13 protein-coding genes are annotated in these 13,556 nt (G+C 72.9%); 5 read left to right on the top strand and 8 right to left on the bottom strand.

Annotated elements, in window-relative coordinates; all coding sequences use genetic code 11:
* Positions 1-44: 44 nt before the first annotated feature.
* The 4 genes from ACZ7KF_RS13300 to ACZ7KF_RS13315 form a co-directional block, all read right to left on the bottom strand.
* Positions 45-416, bottom strand: a complete 372-nt coding sequence (locus ACZ7KF_RS13300; RefSeq protein ID WP_471072806.1) for a GtrA family protein — start codon at positions 414-416, stop codon at positions 45-47.
* A gap of 14 nt (positions 417-430) precedes the next feature.
* Complete coding sequence (locus tag ACZ7KF_RS13305) at positions 431-1,381, bottom strand: glycosyltransferase family 2 protein (RefSeq protein ID WP_471072809.1); 951 nt, start codon at positions 1,379-1,381, stop codon at positions 431-433.
* A gap of 22 nt (positions 1,382-1,403) precedes the next feature.
* On the bottom strand, positions 1,404-3,953 hold the full coding sequence (locus tag ACZ7KF_RS13310) for a YfhO family protein (protein ID WP_471072812.1): 2,550 nt from the start codon (positions 3,951-3,953) through the stop codon (positions 1,404-1,406).
* A 247-nt stretch (positions 3,954-4,200) separates the two neighbouring features.
* Entirely contained in the window at positions 4,201-4,794 is a 594-nt protein-coding gene (locus ACZ7KF_RS13315) for an ABATE domain-containing protein (protein ID WP_471072815.1), read from the bottom strand.
* A gap of 105 nt (positions 4,795-4,899) precedes the next feature.
* Between ACZ7KF_RS13315 and ACZ7KF_RS13320 the strand changes: the two genes are divergently transcribed.
* A complete protein-coding gene (locus ACZ7KF_RS13320) occupies positions 4,900-6,132 on the top strand; it encodes an aminotransferase class V-fold PLP-dependent enzyme (protein WP_471072818.1) in 1,233 nt (410 codons plus the stop codon).
* A 44-nt stretch (positions 6,133-6,176) separates the two neighbouring features.
* The gene (locus ACZ7KF_RS13325) at positions 6,177-6,626 is read left to right on the top strand and encodes a carboxymuconolactone decarboxylase family protein (RefSeq protein WP_471072821.1); all 450 of its coding nucleotides are present in this window, start codon (positions 6,177-6,179) and stop codon (positions 6,624-6,626) included.
* Here ACZ7KF_RS13325 and ACZ7KF_RS13330 read toward each other — a convergent pair.
* On the bottom strand, positions 6,613-9,093 hold the full coding sequence (locus tag ACZ7KF_RS13330; RefSeq protein WP_471072824.1) for an alpha-L-arabinofuranosidase C-terminal domain-containing protein: 2,481 nt from the start codon (positions 9,091-9,093) through the stop codon (positions 6,613-6,615). The genes ACZ7KF_RS13325 and ACZ7KF_RS13330 overlap by 14 nt on opposite strands.
* A gap of 143 nt (positions 9,094-9,236) precedes the next feature.
* Between ACZ7KF_RS13330 and ACZ7KF_RS13335 the strand changes: the two genes are divergently transcribed.
* On the top strand, positions 9,237-9,782 hold the full coding sequence (locus ACZ7KF_RS13335; protein ID WP_471072827.1) for a DUF6314 family protein: 546 nt from the start codon (positions 9,237-9,239) through the stop codon (positions 9,780-9,782).
* Here ACZ7KF_RS13335 and ACZ7KF_RS13340 read toward each other — a convergent pair.
* From ACZ7KF_RS13340 to ACZ7KF_RS13350, 3 genes are all read right to left on the bottom strand, one after another.
* Complete coding sequence (locus tag ACZ7KF_RS13340) at positions 9,764-10,357, bottom strand: histidine phosphatase family protein (RefSeq protein WP_471072830.1); 594 nt, start codon at positions 10,355-10,357, stop codon at positions 9,764-9,766. The genes ACZ7KF_RS13335 and ACZ7KF_RS13340 overlap by 19 nt on opposite strands.
* A 112-nt stretch (positions 10,358-10,469) precedes the next feature.
* Positions 10,470-10,922, bottom strand: a complete 453-nt coding sequence (locus ACZ7KF_RS13345; RefSeq protein ID WP_471072833.1) for a GNAT family N-acetyltransferase — start codon at positions 10,920-10,922, stop codon at positions 10,470-10,472.
* A gap of 10 nt (positions 10,923-10,932) precedes the next feature.
* A complete protein-coding gene (locus ACZ7KF_RS13350) occupies positions 10,933-12,399 on the bottom strand; it encodes an aminotransferase-like domain-containing protein (protein ID WP_471072836.1) in 1,467 nt (488 codons plus the stop codon).
* On the opposite strand from ACZ7KF_RS13350, the gene ACZ7KF_RS13355 reads away from it, so the two are divergent.
* Complete coding sequence (locus ACZ7KF_RS13355) at positions 12,398-13,318, top strand: DMT family transporter (RefSeq protein ID WP_471072839.1); 921 nt, start codon at positions 12,398-12,400, stop codon at positions 13,316-13,318. The genes ACZ7KF_RS13350 and ACZ7KF_RS13355 overlap by 2 nt on opposite strands.
* Positions 13,319-13,337: 19 nt before the next feature.
* Entirely contained in the window at positions 13,338-13,535 is a 198-nt protein-coding gene (locus tag ACZ7KF_RS13360; RefSeq protein ID WP_471072841.1) for a DUF1918 domain-containing protein, read from the top strand.
* Positions 13,536-13,556 lie beyond the last annotated feature (21 nt).

Below are 13,556 nucleotides of genomic sequence, written 5' to 3' on the forward strand. Positions count from 1 at the left end.
TCCACCCTCCTCTGGATGGCATGACTATACGTATCGCTGCACGTTTATGCAATCGACTTGGGCAGCATCACCCAGCGGGACACGACGAAGGTGACCGGGATGGCCGCGGCGGAGGCGAGCAGGGGGGCGAAGCGGCTGCCGGCGTGCAGGACGTCGACGATCAGGTACACCCCGGCCGTGGTGATCACGAAGTTGGAGACGTTGGTGAGCGGGAACAGCAGGAATTTCCGCAGGGTGGGCCGCGTGCGGTAGGTGAAACGCGCGTTCAGGAAAAACGAGCCGATCATGCTGAGCACAAATGCCAGGGTGTGCGCGACCAGATAAGGGAAAGCGGTCAGAAAAACCAGGTAAAGAAGGTAGTAGGTCGCCGTGTTGACCACACCGACCGCGGCGAAGGTGAGAATCTGCCGCGACATCGCACGATTCGGCATCAGGGGATGAGATCTTTCGTCCGTTCCACATTGGTCGCCTTCACCAGGAAGTGCGGGCGCCCCTTCACCTCGTAGTAGATGCGGCCGGTGTACTCCCCGATGACTCCCAGCATGACCATCTGGACGCCCGCGAGGGCGGTGACGGCGGTGATGATGGTCACATAACCGGGTGTCTGCACCCCGTTGACCAGGGCGGCGCCCACGATCCAGGCGGTGTAGAGGCCGGCGCACAGCAGCAGGCCCACGCCGAGCCAGAGCGCGGCGCGCAGCGGCCGGTTGTTGAAGGACAGCAGGCCGTCGAGGCCGTAGTTGAGCAGGCCGCGCAGGTCCCAGGAGCTGCGGCCGGCCTCGCGCACCGCGTTCTCGTACGCGAAGGTGGTGCTCGGGAATCCCACCCAGGCGAACAGTCCCTTGGAGAAGCGGTTGTACTCGGTGAGGGCCAGCACGGCGTCCACCACCCGGCGCGACAGCAGCCGGAAGTCCCCCACCCCGTCGACGAGTTCGACGTCGACCAGGCGGTTGACGAGCCGGTAGTACAGGCGTGCGGTGAGGGTGCGGGCGAGCCGGTCGCCGGTGCGGGTGCGCTGGGCGATGACCTGGTCGTGGCCCTGTTCGCGCAGCTCGACCATGCGCTTGATCAGCTCGGGCGGGTGCTGCAGATCGGCGTCCATGACGATCACCGAGTCGCCGGAGGCGTGGCGCAGTCCGGCGAGCAGGGCCGCCTCCTTGCCGAAGTTGCGGCTGAAGGAGACGTAGCGCACCCGGGCGTCGCGGTCGGCCAGCCGCCGGAGGACGGCGAGCGTCCGGTCCCGGCTGCCGTCGTCCACGTACACGAACTCCATGTCGTGGCCGAGGGGCAGCAGTTCCTCGGCGACCTTCTGCACCTCCTCGTGGAAGCGGGCGACGACGTCTTCCTCGTTGTAGCAGGGCGCGACGATCGATATCAGCATGGCGGGTCCCCCCTGGACGCGGTCAGCGAGCGCTGGTCACGCGCTCGCGCGGTGATGTGGTCGTGGGCGCCGCCGGGGCGCGTCGGCGGCGGACGGCGGTGGCGGCGGTGAGCAGGACGAGGGTCAGCAGCGAGGCCGCGCCGACCGCCCCGCCCAGCCGCAGGCCGGGCGGGTGGAAGGTGCAGGTCAGGCTGGTCGAGGTGCCGTCGAGCGGGACGGCGATCAGGCCGTGGTAGGAGTCGGCGGGGCGCTCGGGGCCGTCGCCGGTGGCGCAGCGCCAGCCGGCGATCCGGGGTGCCGCGACGACCGCGATCCCCTTGCTGCCGGCGGGCAGCAGGGCCCGGACGGTGCCGTCGGAGACGGTGACGTCCGTGGCGCCGGCAGCCCCCAGCCGCGCGGCGGCGGTGCGCAGCCGGCCGGTGTCCAGGCAGCCGATCGCGCCGGGCGGAACGGTGCCGGGCCGGTTCGGGGTCAGCCGGATCCGCAGCAGCCCGGAGGCGGGAGCCGTACCGAGCGGTGCCGTGCCCGCGCGGTTGCGCCCGCCCCTGGAGTTGAAGAGGGCGGCGGCGTTGCCGTCGAGCCGGGCGGTGCCGGAGTAGTGCGGGGCCCACAGGTTCACCTGGGTCCCCGCCGGACAGCGGGCGGTGATCGTCGGCCGGGTCAGCGCGCCGCCGGAACCGACCCGGCGTGACGGGAGCGGCCTGCCGGAGTCGTCCCGCACGGCGAGGCGGGGCTGGGTGTAGACCCGGCTGCCGAGCAGGATCTCCTGGTTGCGGTAGGGCGACGGGCCGAAGGGACGGGTGTCCGGGGTGCGCCGGACCGTCACCAGGGGCGGGACGTCCCGCCGGGTCACGTGCGCGGGGAACTCGGCCGCCGGGGCGTGCCGGGGGTGCGGGTCGGGCGGGGAGTGCACCCGGGCGCCGACGGAGAAGATCACGTCCGTCACGGCGTTGTCCAGGCTCTGCACGCTCCGCCCGCGCGAGGTCCAGCCGTCGCCGAGCGCCGTGAGGGTGCGGCTGAGGACGTCCGAGGTCAGGCTGCTGTAGTACTGGGCGCCCTCGCCGCCCACCAGCAGCGGGTCGTTGCCCACGGTCTGCTCGCGGCCGGGTTCGGTGCGGTACCGGGGCCAGTCGTCGGCCTCGGCGATCAGCGCGGACTGCCGCTCCTGCCGCTCGCCCCAGGGCGCGTAGTCGTCCTGGTGCGCGAGGCGCAGCCGGACGGCCACGGCCGAGGTGGCGGCGCTCTCCCCGATCTGCGCGCCGAGCAGGAGCAGGACGGCCGGCCCGGCGAGCCGGCCGCGCCGCCCGGTGCGGGCCAGCAGGACCAGCCCGCCGAGGGCCCCGGCGACGGCGAGCAGCAGCACGGGCCAGGTGAAGGGCCGGATCTGGGTGCTGCGGCCGGCGAGGGCGGTGATCAGGGCGAGCAGCGCGGTCGCCGTGCCGAGGGTCCGCACGTCGGGCAGGCCGTACGACAGTGCCTGCCAGGCGGCGAGGACGAGCAGCCCGCAGACGACGAAGGTCTGCCGGTAGGGGCTGCCCTGCGGGGTGGCGAAGGCGTGCCAGACCAGGTGGGTGGGGGCCCACTGGAGGGACAGGACGGCCGTGAGCACCAGGGCCGTCCAGCCCGCGCGCACCCGCCCGGGGACCGCCCGGTGGAAGGGCAGGGCGAGGGCGAGCAGCAGCGCGGTGGTGCCGACGTAGAGGGCCGGCGAGCCCCAGCCGTACGCCGTCGGCAGCAGCCGGGCCAGCACGTCCTCGGTCGGTACCGGGCTGAAGTCGCGCGTGCGGCCGGGGTAGGCGTGCGCGGTGCCGAAGTAGACCACCGTGACCAGGGGGGCGGCGAGGCCCATGCCGAGGACGGTGGTGAGGACGGCCCGGCCGGCCGTGGCGAGGGCCTCCCGGCGCGGCGGCCGGCGGAGCGCGAGCCGGAGCAGCAGCACCAGGGCGGCGCCGAGGGTCGCCATGTAGGCGGTGTAGAAGTTGGCGGTCCAGGCGAGGGCGACGATCAGGACGCCGGGCAGCCGCCGGCGTCCGGTGAGCGCCCCTTCGCCGACCAGGCACAGCAGGGGCAGGGCGATCAGCCCGTCGAGCCACATCGGGTTGTAGTCGGCGTCCGCGAGGGTCCAGCCGCACAGGGCGTAGGAGGAGCCGAGCAGACCCGCCGCCCACCAGCGGCCGGGACGCACGGAGAGCAGCAGCCAGGCCATGGCCGCGGCGGCGGAGGCGATCTTCAGGACGGTGACCACGTAGACCGCGAGGTCGATCTCGTCGCGGGGGAAGAGGGCGACCAGCAGGGCTGCCGGGCTGCCGAGATAGGTGCCGAGGTCGGGCAGGAAGCTGGAGCCGTAGCCGGACTGCCAGTTGACCAGGAGGCCGCCCTCGGCCCTGCCGTGCAGCAGGTCCCACAGGTGGGCGTGGAAGGGGACGAACTGGTTGCCGAGGTCGTTGACGCTGCGGGTGCGGGGGCCGAAGGGATAGCAGCGGGCGAGGACGTCACCGGCGCAGTAGGCGGCGATCGTGACGACCGCGGCGAGCAGGGCGGCGGCCTGCCTCGGCCGGGACACGGCTTTCACACCCTTTTCCCGTCCGGGTGTCGCCTCGAGTTCCCGTGCGCAATGCCACGGACGCCGGCTGGAGTACTGCGGTGCATTTCGGCGGTCCTCACAGAATGTATGCCCCCATTGATTCGCCGACTTAGACGGGGCGCGTTTCCGGATGGTTGTGCGCCCACCGGAAAACGAGGCAACTTCTTGCGACCGAGGGAAACACCGAGTGAATTTCACGGCCCGCCGGAGAACTGAGGATTTCCGGCAGGTGTTTTTAAGGTGAACCGGTCTTGCGGGCCGCGTAGGCACGGGCGGCGCGGACCCGGTTGCCGCACTTGGTGGTGCACCAGCGGCGGGCGCCGTGCGAGCGCAGGAACCAGCGGGCGCAGCCCTGGGCGGCGCACTCGGTGAGCTGGTCCGCGTCGGCACCGGTGAGCAGGTCGGTGGCGTCCTCGGCGAGCAGCGAGAGCGCGGCGGCGGCCGGGTTTCCGGCGTCCGGGACGTCGGCCCGGCGGGGGCCGTCCGCGGTCCAGGCCAGCCGGGGGGTGGCGGGGGCGGCGGCGAGCGTGGCGTTGAGGGTGTCGAGGGCTTCGGCGGGCGGCTCCGTGCCGGCGGCCCGGGCCTCGAACAGGGCCCGCAGTGCCTCCCGCAGGACCCGCAGCCGGCCGGACTGCCTGCCGTTCAGGGCCACCGGGTCGGGCAGCAGCGCGTGCCGGACCAGCCACAGATGCGCCGCCTCGGCGTCCTCCAGCAGGTCGACCCGGCCGTGACTGACGGTGAACCGCGTGTTGACCAGCGCCAGCGAGGCGTACCGGTCCTCGCCGGGGACCGGGAGCTGGTGCAGGTAGACGGGGGTCTCGTGATCCACGGCCCCATGGTAGCCACCCCTCACGGCAATTCTTGCGGTTTCCCGTGAGGAAGGCTTAGCGTTCCTCACGGAGAAACATCCGAGAAAGCGTGAGAGGCGGGACCCGTGCCCTTCGATGTGGACGCGCTGCGCAAGGACTTCCCGATCCTGGAGCGGACGGTGGCGAGCGGCGCCCCGCTCGTCTACCTGGACTCCGGGGCGACCACCCAGAAACCGCTCCAGGTGCTCGACGCGGAACGGGACTTCTACCTGACCCGCAACGCGGCCGTGCACCGCGGGGCCCACCAGCTGGCGGGCGAGGCGACGGAGGCGTACGAGCACGCCCGGCACACGATCGCCCGGTTCGTCGGAGCCGCGGACGACGAGGTGGTCTTCACCAAGAACACCACCGAGGGCATCAACCTGGTCGCCTACGCGCTGGGCAACGCCGGCCGGGTCGGTCCCGGCGACCGGATCGTGGTGACGGAGATGGAGCACCACGCGAACCTGGTCCCCTGGCAGCAGCTCGCCGAGCGGACGGGCGCGACGCTGGACTGGTTCGGCCTCACCGACGAGGGCCGGCTGGATCTGTCCCGGGCGGACGCCCTCCTGGACGAGCGCACCAAGGTGCTCGCCCTCACCCACCAGTCCAACGTCCTCGGCACGCTCAACCCGGTCCGGGAGCTGGCCGACCGGGCGCACGCGGCCGGCGCGCTGGTGGTCGTGGACGGCGCCCAGTCCGTCCCGCACCGCCCGGTCGACGTGCGGGAACTGGGCGCGGACTTCCTCGCCTTCTCGGGGCACAAGATGCTGGGCCCGAACGGCATCGGGGTGCTGTGGGGCCGCACGGAGCTGCTCTCCGCGCTGCCGCCGTTCCTCACCGGCGGTTCGATGATCGAGATCGTGGAGATGGACCGCACCACGTTCCTGCCGCCGCCGCAGCGCTTCGAGGCGGGCGTGCCCATGGCCGCGCAGGCGGTGGGGCTCGCGGCGGCGGTGGAGTACCTGGAGCGGCTGGGCATGGCCGAGGTGGCGGCGTACGAGGAGACGCTCACCGCCCGCGCCCTGGAGCTGCTCGCCGAGGTGCCCGGGGTCCGGGTGATCGGCCCGGCCGGCCCGGCCGACCGCGGCTCGGCGGTCTCCTTCACGGTCGACGGCATCCACCCGCACGACGTCGGCCAGGTGCTGGACGAGCGGGGCGTCGCGGTGCGCGTCGGCCACCACTGCGCCCGGCCGATCGCGAAGCGGTACGGCATCCCGGCCACCACCCGGGCGAGTTTCCACGTGTACAACACCCTGGCGGAGATCGACGCGCTGGTGGCGGGGGTGCGGGCGGCCCAGCGGTACTTCGGCGGCTGACCGCACTTGCGTTGGAGTGCGCTCCAACTCCTACGGTTCCGGTCATGAGCAACCAGCGGAGCACCACGCGTGACGAGCGTTTCACCCACGGCCTGGAGGTCCTGAAGAGGGTCGACGGCGAGGCCGGGCAGCGGGTCGTCGACTCGCTCGCCGACATCAACCCCGAGCTGGGCCACCAGGTCGTCGCCTGGGCCTTCGGGGAGATGTACGACCGGCCCGGCCTCGCCCCGCGCGACCGCCAGCTGGTCACCCTGGGCATGCTCACCGCGCTGGGCGGCTGCGAGGCGCAGCTGGACGTGCATGTGAACGCGGCCCTGAACGTGGGCCTCACGCCGGAGCAGATCACGGAGGCGCTGCTGCACTCCGCCGTCTACTGCGGCATGCCGAAGGCGCTGAACGCCACCTTCGTCGCCAAGAAGGTCTTCACCGAACGCGGGCTGCTGCCGCTGGAGCGGCAGCAGCCCGCGCAGGAGGCCCCGGTCACCTCTGCTTGATCCTGAGGAAGGTGACGGAGTTCGCCGGGAAGGTGTACGTGAACCGGTCGGCGGCTCCGGTGAAGGTGGACGTCTCCGGGGCGACCGCCGTGGACGTCTCGGTGTTCACCGCGTCCGGCGCGGCGGCGAGCGTGGTCACCTTCGCCCTGGACGCCACCTCGGCGCCGCCCAGGTCGATCGCCGTACGGGCCGCGGCGGACTGGGCGTTGACGACCTTGACGATCAGCTCGTCGGTCCTCGCGTCCCGGGTGACGACCTGACGGAACGGCTCGGCCGGCTTGTCGTCGGTGAAGCTGCCCCACTCCTGGCCGTCCAGGGTGAGGGTGACCTGGCGGCCCCGCACCGTGACGCCGATGTCGTAGGTGCGGCCGGTCTCGACCGTCCCGGCCTTGGAGACCAGCGTGGACTTGCCGCCGTCCACGGCCTGCTCCACCGCCGACCGGGTGTTGTTCCAGCCGCCGATGTTCCACCAGTAGTAGTTCCCGGTGTCCTTGACGCCGAAGGCGACGAGGAAGCCCTCGGCGCCGGACTTCTTGGTGGCCTTCAGGTGCAGGTCGTAGTCGTGCCAGCCGACGTCACCGGCCTGGACCATGGTGTTCTCGGCGGCGGTGTCCGTCTGCACGTACTGCCCGTCCCGCACGGCCCATGACCCGCTCCCGGTGTGCGTCCATCGCGCCGCGTCACCCGAGAAGTCGTCGCTCAGCAGCGTCGTGCCGTCCGCGGCGGTGACCCGCACGTCGTCGTAGGCGGCGCTGGTCGCCCAGGTGGACAGGCCGACCGCGCCGGTGAGGGGCCCGCTGAGGCCCGGCGTGGCGGTGGCCTCGCTCGGCACCACCCGGTCGCCCACGTTGGTCATGAACAGCTTCTGGACCTCGTAGTCGGCCGAGCCCCAGGAGGAGTGGTTGTCGAACCACACCATGTCCGGGCTCCACTGGACGTAGTCCTCGTCGGCGAACAGCGGCGCGTAGGAGGCCAGCTGGACGACGTCCGCGTTGCGCTCCAGGCCGGTCATGTACGCCGCCTCGGCGAGGCCGTTCCTGAAGGCGTTGCCCTGGGAGGCGTACTCGCCGAGGAAGACCTTCGGCCCCGAGCGGTCGTAGGAGTCGTAGCGGTCGTTGTTCTGCAGGAACCACCGCGGGCTGTTGTAGTAGTGCTCGTCGACCATGTCGACCCGGGCGTCCCGGTTGAGCTTCCAGGCCGTGTCGAAGGTCGTGCCCGAGTCGTCCGGGCCGGCGTTGGAGATCACCCGCATGGACGGGTACTTCGCCTGGACGGCCGCGCGGAACCGCGTGAACCGCGCGAAGAACTCGTCCGGCAGGTTCTCCTCGTTGCCGACCTCGATGTGGGTGAGGTGGAAGGGCTCGGGGTGGCCCATCCCGGCACGCACCCTGCCCCACTTCGAGGTCGCCGGGCCGTTGGCGAACTCGATGAGGTCCAGGGTGTCCTGGATGTGCCGCCGGAGCAGTGCCTCGTCGTCCACGGCCTGGTTCTGGCCGCAGCCGGTCACCAGGGCCGGTACGACGGGCAGCGGCATGGCGCCGACGTCCTCGGCGAACCGGAAGTACTCGTAGTAGCCGAGGCCGTAGCTCTGGTTGTAGCCCCAGAAGTTGGCGTTGGTGGCGCGCTGCTCGACCGGGCCGACGGTGTCCTTCCACTGGTACGAGCGCTTGCGCTGCCAGCCGGAGGACTCGCTGTAGTCCTGCATCGAGCCGGTGTTGACCAGGCAGCCGCCGGGGAAGCGGACGAAGCCGGGGTGCAGGGCGGCGACCTTCTCGGCGAGGTCCTCGCGCAGCCCGTTGGGCTCGTGCCGGTAGGTGTCGCGCGGGAAGAGGGACACCATGTCCAGGGCCGTGGCGGCACCGGCGGCGACGGTGAGCCGGCCGGTGGTGCTGGTGCGGGTGGCGGTGAAGGCGGCCCTGTACCGCGCCCAGCCGCTCCTGTTCACGGCCACCCGCCGGGCGGTGGCGAGCGTGCCGCCGGTGTCCTGGAGGGTGACGGTGAGGGTGCTGCCGGCCTCGGCGCGGGCCCACACCGAGAAGTCGTACTTCTTGCCGTCCCGGACGGCGATGCCGGTGTCGTATCCGGCGTTGGTGACGGACGAGCCGGCCCCCAGGGCGAGGTAGGCCCGGTTGCGGTCGGCGAGTCGGCCGGAGTCGTTCAGGACCCGCGCGGTGCCGGAGACCGTCCAGGCGGTCAGCGGGGTGTAGGCCGTGTTGTCGTCGGTGGAGTACTCGAAGGACCGGTTCTGGACGAGTTCGGCGTACAGGCCGCCGTCGGCGGCGCGGTTGATGTCCTCGAAGAAGACGCCGTACATCGTCTTCCCGATCTTCGGCCCGGTGGCGGAGGGGTCGACGGTGATCGTGTAGTCGGTGACGTCCTCCGCGTGGGCGGGGGCGGGGAGTGCGGCCAGGGCGAGCAGGACGGCGCTCGCTCCCAGGCCGAGTCTCCGGCGGGCGGTGCGTGACATGGATACTCCGCGGCTCTGAGTGTTCGACGTACCCGGGTGTTCGATCTACCAGCTGTTCGAAATATCAGACATTGGTCAGCACTTCGAACGCACGATAGGGAAGGGGTATGAGCACGTCAATGGGGAGCACGTAAGCTCGGGGCATGCCTGGATGGGTGCCGCACCTCGCGGAACGCACGAGAGCGACGGTCCGCCCCGACGGCCGCGGAGCGCGCGACGACGCCCCGGCACCCGGGGAGAGCGCGACGGCGGACGGCTGGCCCGTGCCCGACGTCCTGGCCCATCTGGCCGGACGCTGGCGCGTCGAGCGGGCGGTCCGGGACCTGGCGAGCGGGGCCGAGGGGCACTTCACCGGGGTGACCGTCTTCAGCGCCCTGGACGGCGGCGGGCTGCTGCACGAGGAGGCCGGGACCTTCACCTGGCAGGGCGTGGCGCGGCCGGCCACCCGGACGCTGCGGTTCCTGCCGGGGCCCGCACCGGGCCGGGCGGACGTGCGGTTCGCGGACGGCCGGCCCTTCCACGAACTGGACCTGACCACCGGACGGTACGTCGCCGACCACCCCTGCTCGGCCGACCTCTACCGCGGCGAGTTCACCGTCCTGGACGCCGACCGCTGGCGCACGGTGTGGCGGGTCGGCGGCCCGGCGAAGGACCTCCTCCTCACCACCGGCTATGTGCGCGAGGGCTGAGCCGGCGCCCCGTCGAAGCGGAGGTTCCAGCGGCCGGCGCGCCCGGTGACCGTGGTCGTGGAGAGCGGGCGGACGTCGATGTTCCAGTAGGTCGAGGGAGGCGCCTTCAGGGCGTAGACCAGGGCCGCCCGGATCACGGCGGGCTCGGCCACCGCGACGATCCGGCCGCCGTCGTCCACCGGCCGGGTGTCCAGCCAGCCGCCGACCCGGGAGATGAACTCCAGCAAGGACTCGCCGCCGTGCGGGGTGGACCGCGGATCGGCGAGCCAGGAGTCCACCGCCTGCGGCTCGCGGGCCATGGCCTCGCCCAGCGTCAGCCCGCGCCAGCGGCCCATGTCGCAGTCCCGCAGCGCGAGCTGGACCAGCGGGGCGTACCCCAGCGCGTCGCCGGTGGCCCGGCTGCGCGGGGTCGGCGAGCAGTACCGCAGCTCGGCCGCCGCCAGCGGCAGCAGGTCCCCGGCGACGCGCTGCACCTCGTCCCAGCCGGCCTGGTCCAGCGGCCGGTCGTCCTCGAAGCGCTCCGCGAGCAGCCGGGCACCGCGCGCGGCGGCGACGAACGTCACCCTCAGTGGCATGCGGTGATGGTGAGCCGCGGCGGGGAACAGGTCAAGGGGTGTTACCTGGGAGTTACCCAGGGTATGCCCTCACGTGCCCGGCGCCTGCCCCGCCGCGCGCACGGGTGTCCCCTCACCTGCCCGGCGCCTGCCCCAAGTTGTGCACCATCCACTGGTCGGGGTGGTCCAGCGGCCGGAAGCCCAGCTTCGCGTAGACCCCGTGCGCGTCCTCCGTGGCCAGCACCAGCCGCCGCAGCCCCAGGGGCAGCAGGTGGTCGCGGATGCGGCCGACGAAGGCCGTGCCGACCCCCTTGCCACGCACGGACGGGTCGACGTACACATCGGCGAGCCAGGCGAACAGTGCCTGGTCGGTGACCACGCGCGCGTACGCCACCTGCTCCCCCGAGGCCGTCTCGTAGACGCCGAAGTTGACCGAGGAGGCCATGGCCCGCTCGTGCTTCTCGCGGGAGCGGCCGGTCGCCCAGTAGGTGTCGGTCGACAGCCAGCCGTGGACGCGGTCGACGTCGACGCGGCCGGTGTCGGCGGAGAACTCGTAACCGTCGGGAAGCGGGGGCGCATCACTCATGCCGTGATCCTCACAGGCCCCGCGGCGGGGCGGCCAGTGGTTTTCCCGGCACCTCCGCACAGGCCGCGCGAAGTCGCCGCACCCCCTCCGTGATCTCCCCCGTTCCGGCGACCGCCGCGAAGCTCAGCCGGACATGGGCGGCCGGGGGTTCGGCGCTGAAGTAGGGACGCCCGGGGGTGAGGGCGACGCCCGCGCGGAGGGCCGCCGCGGTCAGGGCGGACTCCTCGACACCGTCGGGCAGGCGCAGCCACAGGTGATAGCCGCCGGACGGGATGTACGGCAGGACGAGTTCGGGCAGGTGCCGGGCGAGCGCGCCCGTCATGGTGTCGCGGCGAATCTTCAGCTCGGCCGACAGCGCCCGCAGATGACGGGGCCAGGCCGGGGAGCCGACGAGTTCCAGGGCGGCCTCCTGCAACGGCCGGGAGACGAAGAAGGTGTCCACGACCTGGATGGCGCGCAGGCGTTCCAGCACCGGCCCGCGCGCGGCCAGCGCGCTCACCCGGAAGTTGGGCGAGGTCGCCTTGGTCAGCGAGCCGACGTGGACGACCACGCCGTCCGGGTCGTCGGCGGCCAGCGGGCGGGGCAGCGGACCGGCGTCGGCGTGCACGAGCCGGCGGACGAAGTCGTCCTCGACGACGAACGCGCCGGCCTCGCGGGCGATGCGCAGCACCTCGGCCCGCCGGGCAGGAGCCAGCACGGCACCGGTCGGGTTCTGGAACAGCGGCTGGCAGACGAAGACCCGGGCGCCGGTGGCGTGGAAGGCCTCCGCGAGCAGGTCGGGACGCACCCCGTCGGGGTCCGCCGGCACCGGCACGGGCCGCAGGCCGGCCGCCCGGGCGAGCGCCAGCATGCCCGGATAGGTGGGCGACTCCACGAGCACCGGCGCGCCGGGCGGGGCGAGCGCGCGCAGGGCGGTGGCCAGCGCGGACTGGCCGCCCGCCGCGACCAGCACCTCGGCCGCCGTGACGGCCCCGCCGATCTCGCGCGCGAACCACTCCCGCAGCTCCGGCAGACCGTCCAGCGGTGGCTTGGTCCAGGCGCCGGGCCGCCGGCCGGCCCGGGCCAGGGCCGCCGCCATGGCCCGCTCGGGCTGGAGGGACGGATGCAGATAGCCGCCGTTGAACTCCAGGACGCCGGGAGCCGGCGCGGCCAGCGAGACCGTGACTCCGGAGGCGTCCACCGTGCGCGGTACGAGGTCGGCGGCGCCGTCGGCGCTCAGCGCGACCTCCTGCCAGGAGGTGTCGCCGGCGGCGGTCTGCGGGGTGCGCGGCCGGGCCCGGAAGGCTCCGGCGCCGGGCCGGGTGACCACCAAGCCCTCGGCGGCGAGCTGGGCGAGGGCCCGCGAAACGGTCACCGGGCTCACCCGGAACCGCTCGACCAGGGCCCGACTCGACGGGAGCTTTCCACCAGGAGAGTAGCGATCCAGTTCGCGCCGGAGCTGTTCTGCCAGTTCGCCTACGCTGCTACGCTGCTGCATGAGAGCACAGAGTAGCGCTACTACCGCGAGCCCGATAGCAGTCCCCGCTCCCCGCCCCCGGGAGCCCCGGGTCCTCGGCGGCACCGCCCAGGCCGGCCTCGGCGTGATCGCCTTCTCGCTGACCTTCCCCTCCACCGCCTGGGCCCTGGAGAGCTTCGGCCCCTGGTCGCTGGTGGCGGTGCGGGGGGTCCTCGCCGCGGTCGTCGCCGGCGGCTGCCTGCTCGCCCTGGGCGTACGGCCGCCGGCGCGGCGCCATCTCGCCGGGCTGGCCGTGGTCGCCGCCGGAGTGGTGCTGGGCTTCCCGATGCTGACCACGCTCGCGCTCCAGACCTCCACCACCGCCCACGCGGCCGTGGTGGTGGGGCTGCTGCCGCTGACCACCGCCGTGTTCTCCGCCCTGCGCACCGGCGCCCGGCCCTCCCGCCGGTTCTGGCTGGCGGCCGTGGCGGGCGCCGTGGCCGTGCTCGCGTTCACCGTCGGCCAGAGCGGCGGCGCGCTCACCGCGGCCGACGGCTGTCTGTTCGGGGCGCTGCTGGTGTGCGCGGCCGGGTACACCGAGGGCGGCCGGCTGGCCCGGGTCATGCCGGGCTGGCAGGTGATCGGCTGGGCTCTGGTGCTGTGCCTGCCGCTGACCGTGCCGGCCGCGGCGCTGGCGCTGTGGCGGGAGCCGGTGCACCTGACCGGTCACGGCGTCGCGGGCCTGGTCTGGGTGGCCGTCGGATCGACGTTCCTCGGGCTGCTCGTCTGGTACCGCGGCATGGCGGCCATCGGCATCCCCCGGGCCAGCCAGTTGCAGTTGGCCCAGCCCCTGCTCACACTGGTGTGGTCGGCGCTGCTGCTGGGCGAGCACTTCACGGCGGCCGCTCCCCTGACCGCTGTCGCCGTGCTCGTCTGCATCGCCGTCACGCAGCGGTCGTGATCGTGAGGAGGGACGGCACATGCGCGCAGCCAAGGGCGACAAGCTTGTCCAGCACGGCAGGGTGGTGGGCCAGCACGACCAGGTCTCCGAAGTCGTCGAAGTACTCGGGCAGGAGGGCAACCCGCCCTACCGCGTCCGCTTCGAGAACGGGCACGAGGCGATCATGTCGCCCGGACCCGACTGCCAGGTCAAGCACCAGAGCGAGCAACGACAGTAGTCACCCGTCGTCGTCTCGTCG

Source organism: Streptomyces sp. NPDC038200, assembly GCF_055600785.1.

Excerpts from the sequence above, each read along its gene's own strand:
- ACZ7KF_RS13300 (WP_471072806.1), bottom strand. The coding sequence starts at position 416 with ATGTCGCGGCAGATTCTCACCTTCGCCGCGGTCGGTGTGGTCAACACG.
- ACZ7KF_RS13305 (WP_471072809.1), bottom strand. The coding sequence starts at position 1,381 with ATGCTGATATCGATCGTCGCGCCCTGCTACAACGAGGAAGACGTCGTC.
- ACZ7KF_RS13325 (WP_471072821.1), top strand. The coding sequence starts at position 6,177 with ATGAGCAACCAGCGGAGCACCACGCGTGACGAGCGTTTCACCCACGGC.
- ACZ7KF_RS13330 (WP_471072824.1), bottom strand. The coding sequence starts at position 9,093 with ATGTCACGCACCGCCCGCCGGAGACTCGGCCTGGGAGCGAGCGCCGTC.
- ACZ7KF_RS13335 (WP_471072827.1), top strand. The coding sequence starts at position 9,237 with ATGCCTGGATGGGTGCCGCACCTCGCGGAACGCACGAGAGCGACGGTC.
- ACZ7KF_RS13340 (WP_471072830.1), bottom strand. The coding sequence starts at position 10,357 with ATGCCACTGAGGGTGACGTTCGTCGCCGCCGCGCGCGGTGCCCGGCTG.
- ACZ7KF_RS13345 (WP_471072833.1), bottom strand. The coding sequence starts at position 10,922 with ATGAGTGATGCGCCCCCGCTTCCCGACGGTTACGAGTTCTCCGCCGAC.
- ACZ7KF_RS13355 (WP_471072839.1), top strand. The coding sequence starts at position 12,398 with ATGAGAGCACAGAGTAGCGCTACTACCGCGAGCCCGATAGCAGTCCCC.
- ACZ7KF_RS13350 (WP_471072836.1), bottom strand. The coding sequence starts at position 12,399 with ATGCAGCAGCGTAGCAGCGTAGGCGAACTGGCAGAACAGCTCCGGCGC.
- ACZ7KF_RS13360 (WP_471072841.1), top strand. The coding sequence starts at position 13,338 with ATGCGCGCAGCCAAGGGCGACAAGCTTGTCCAGCACGGCAGGGTGGTG.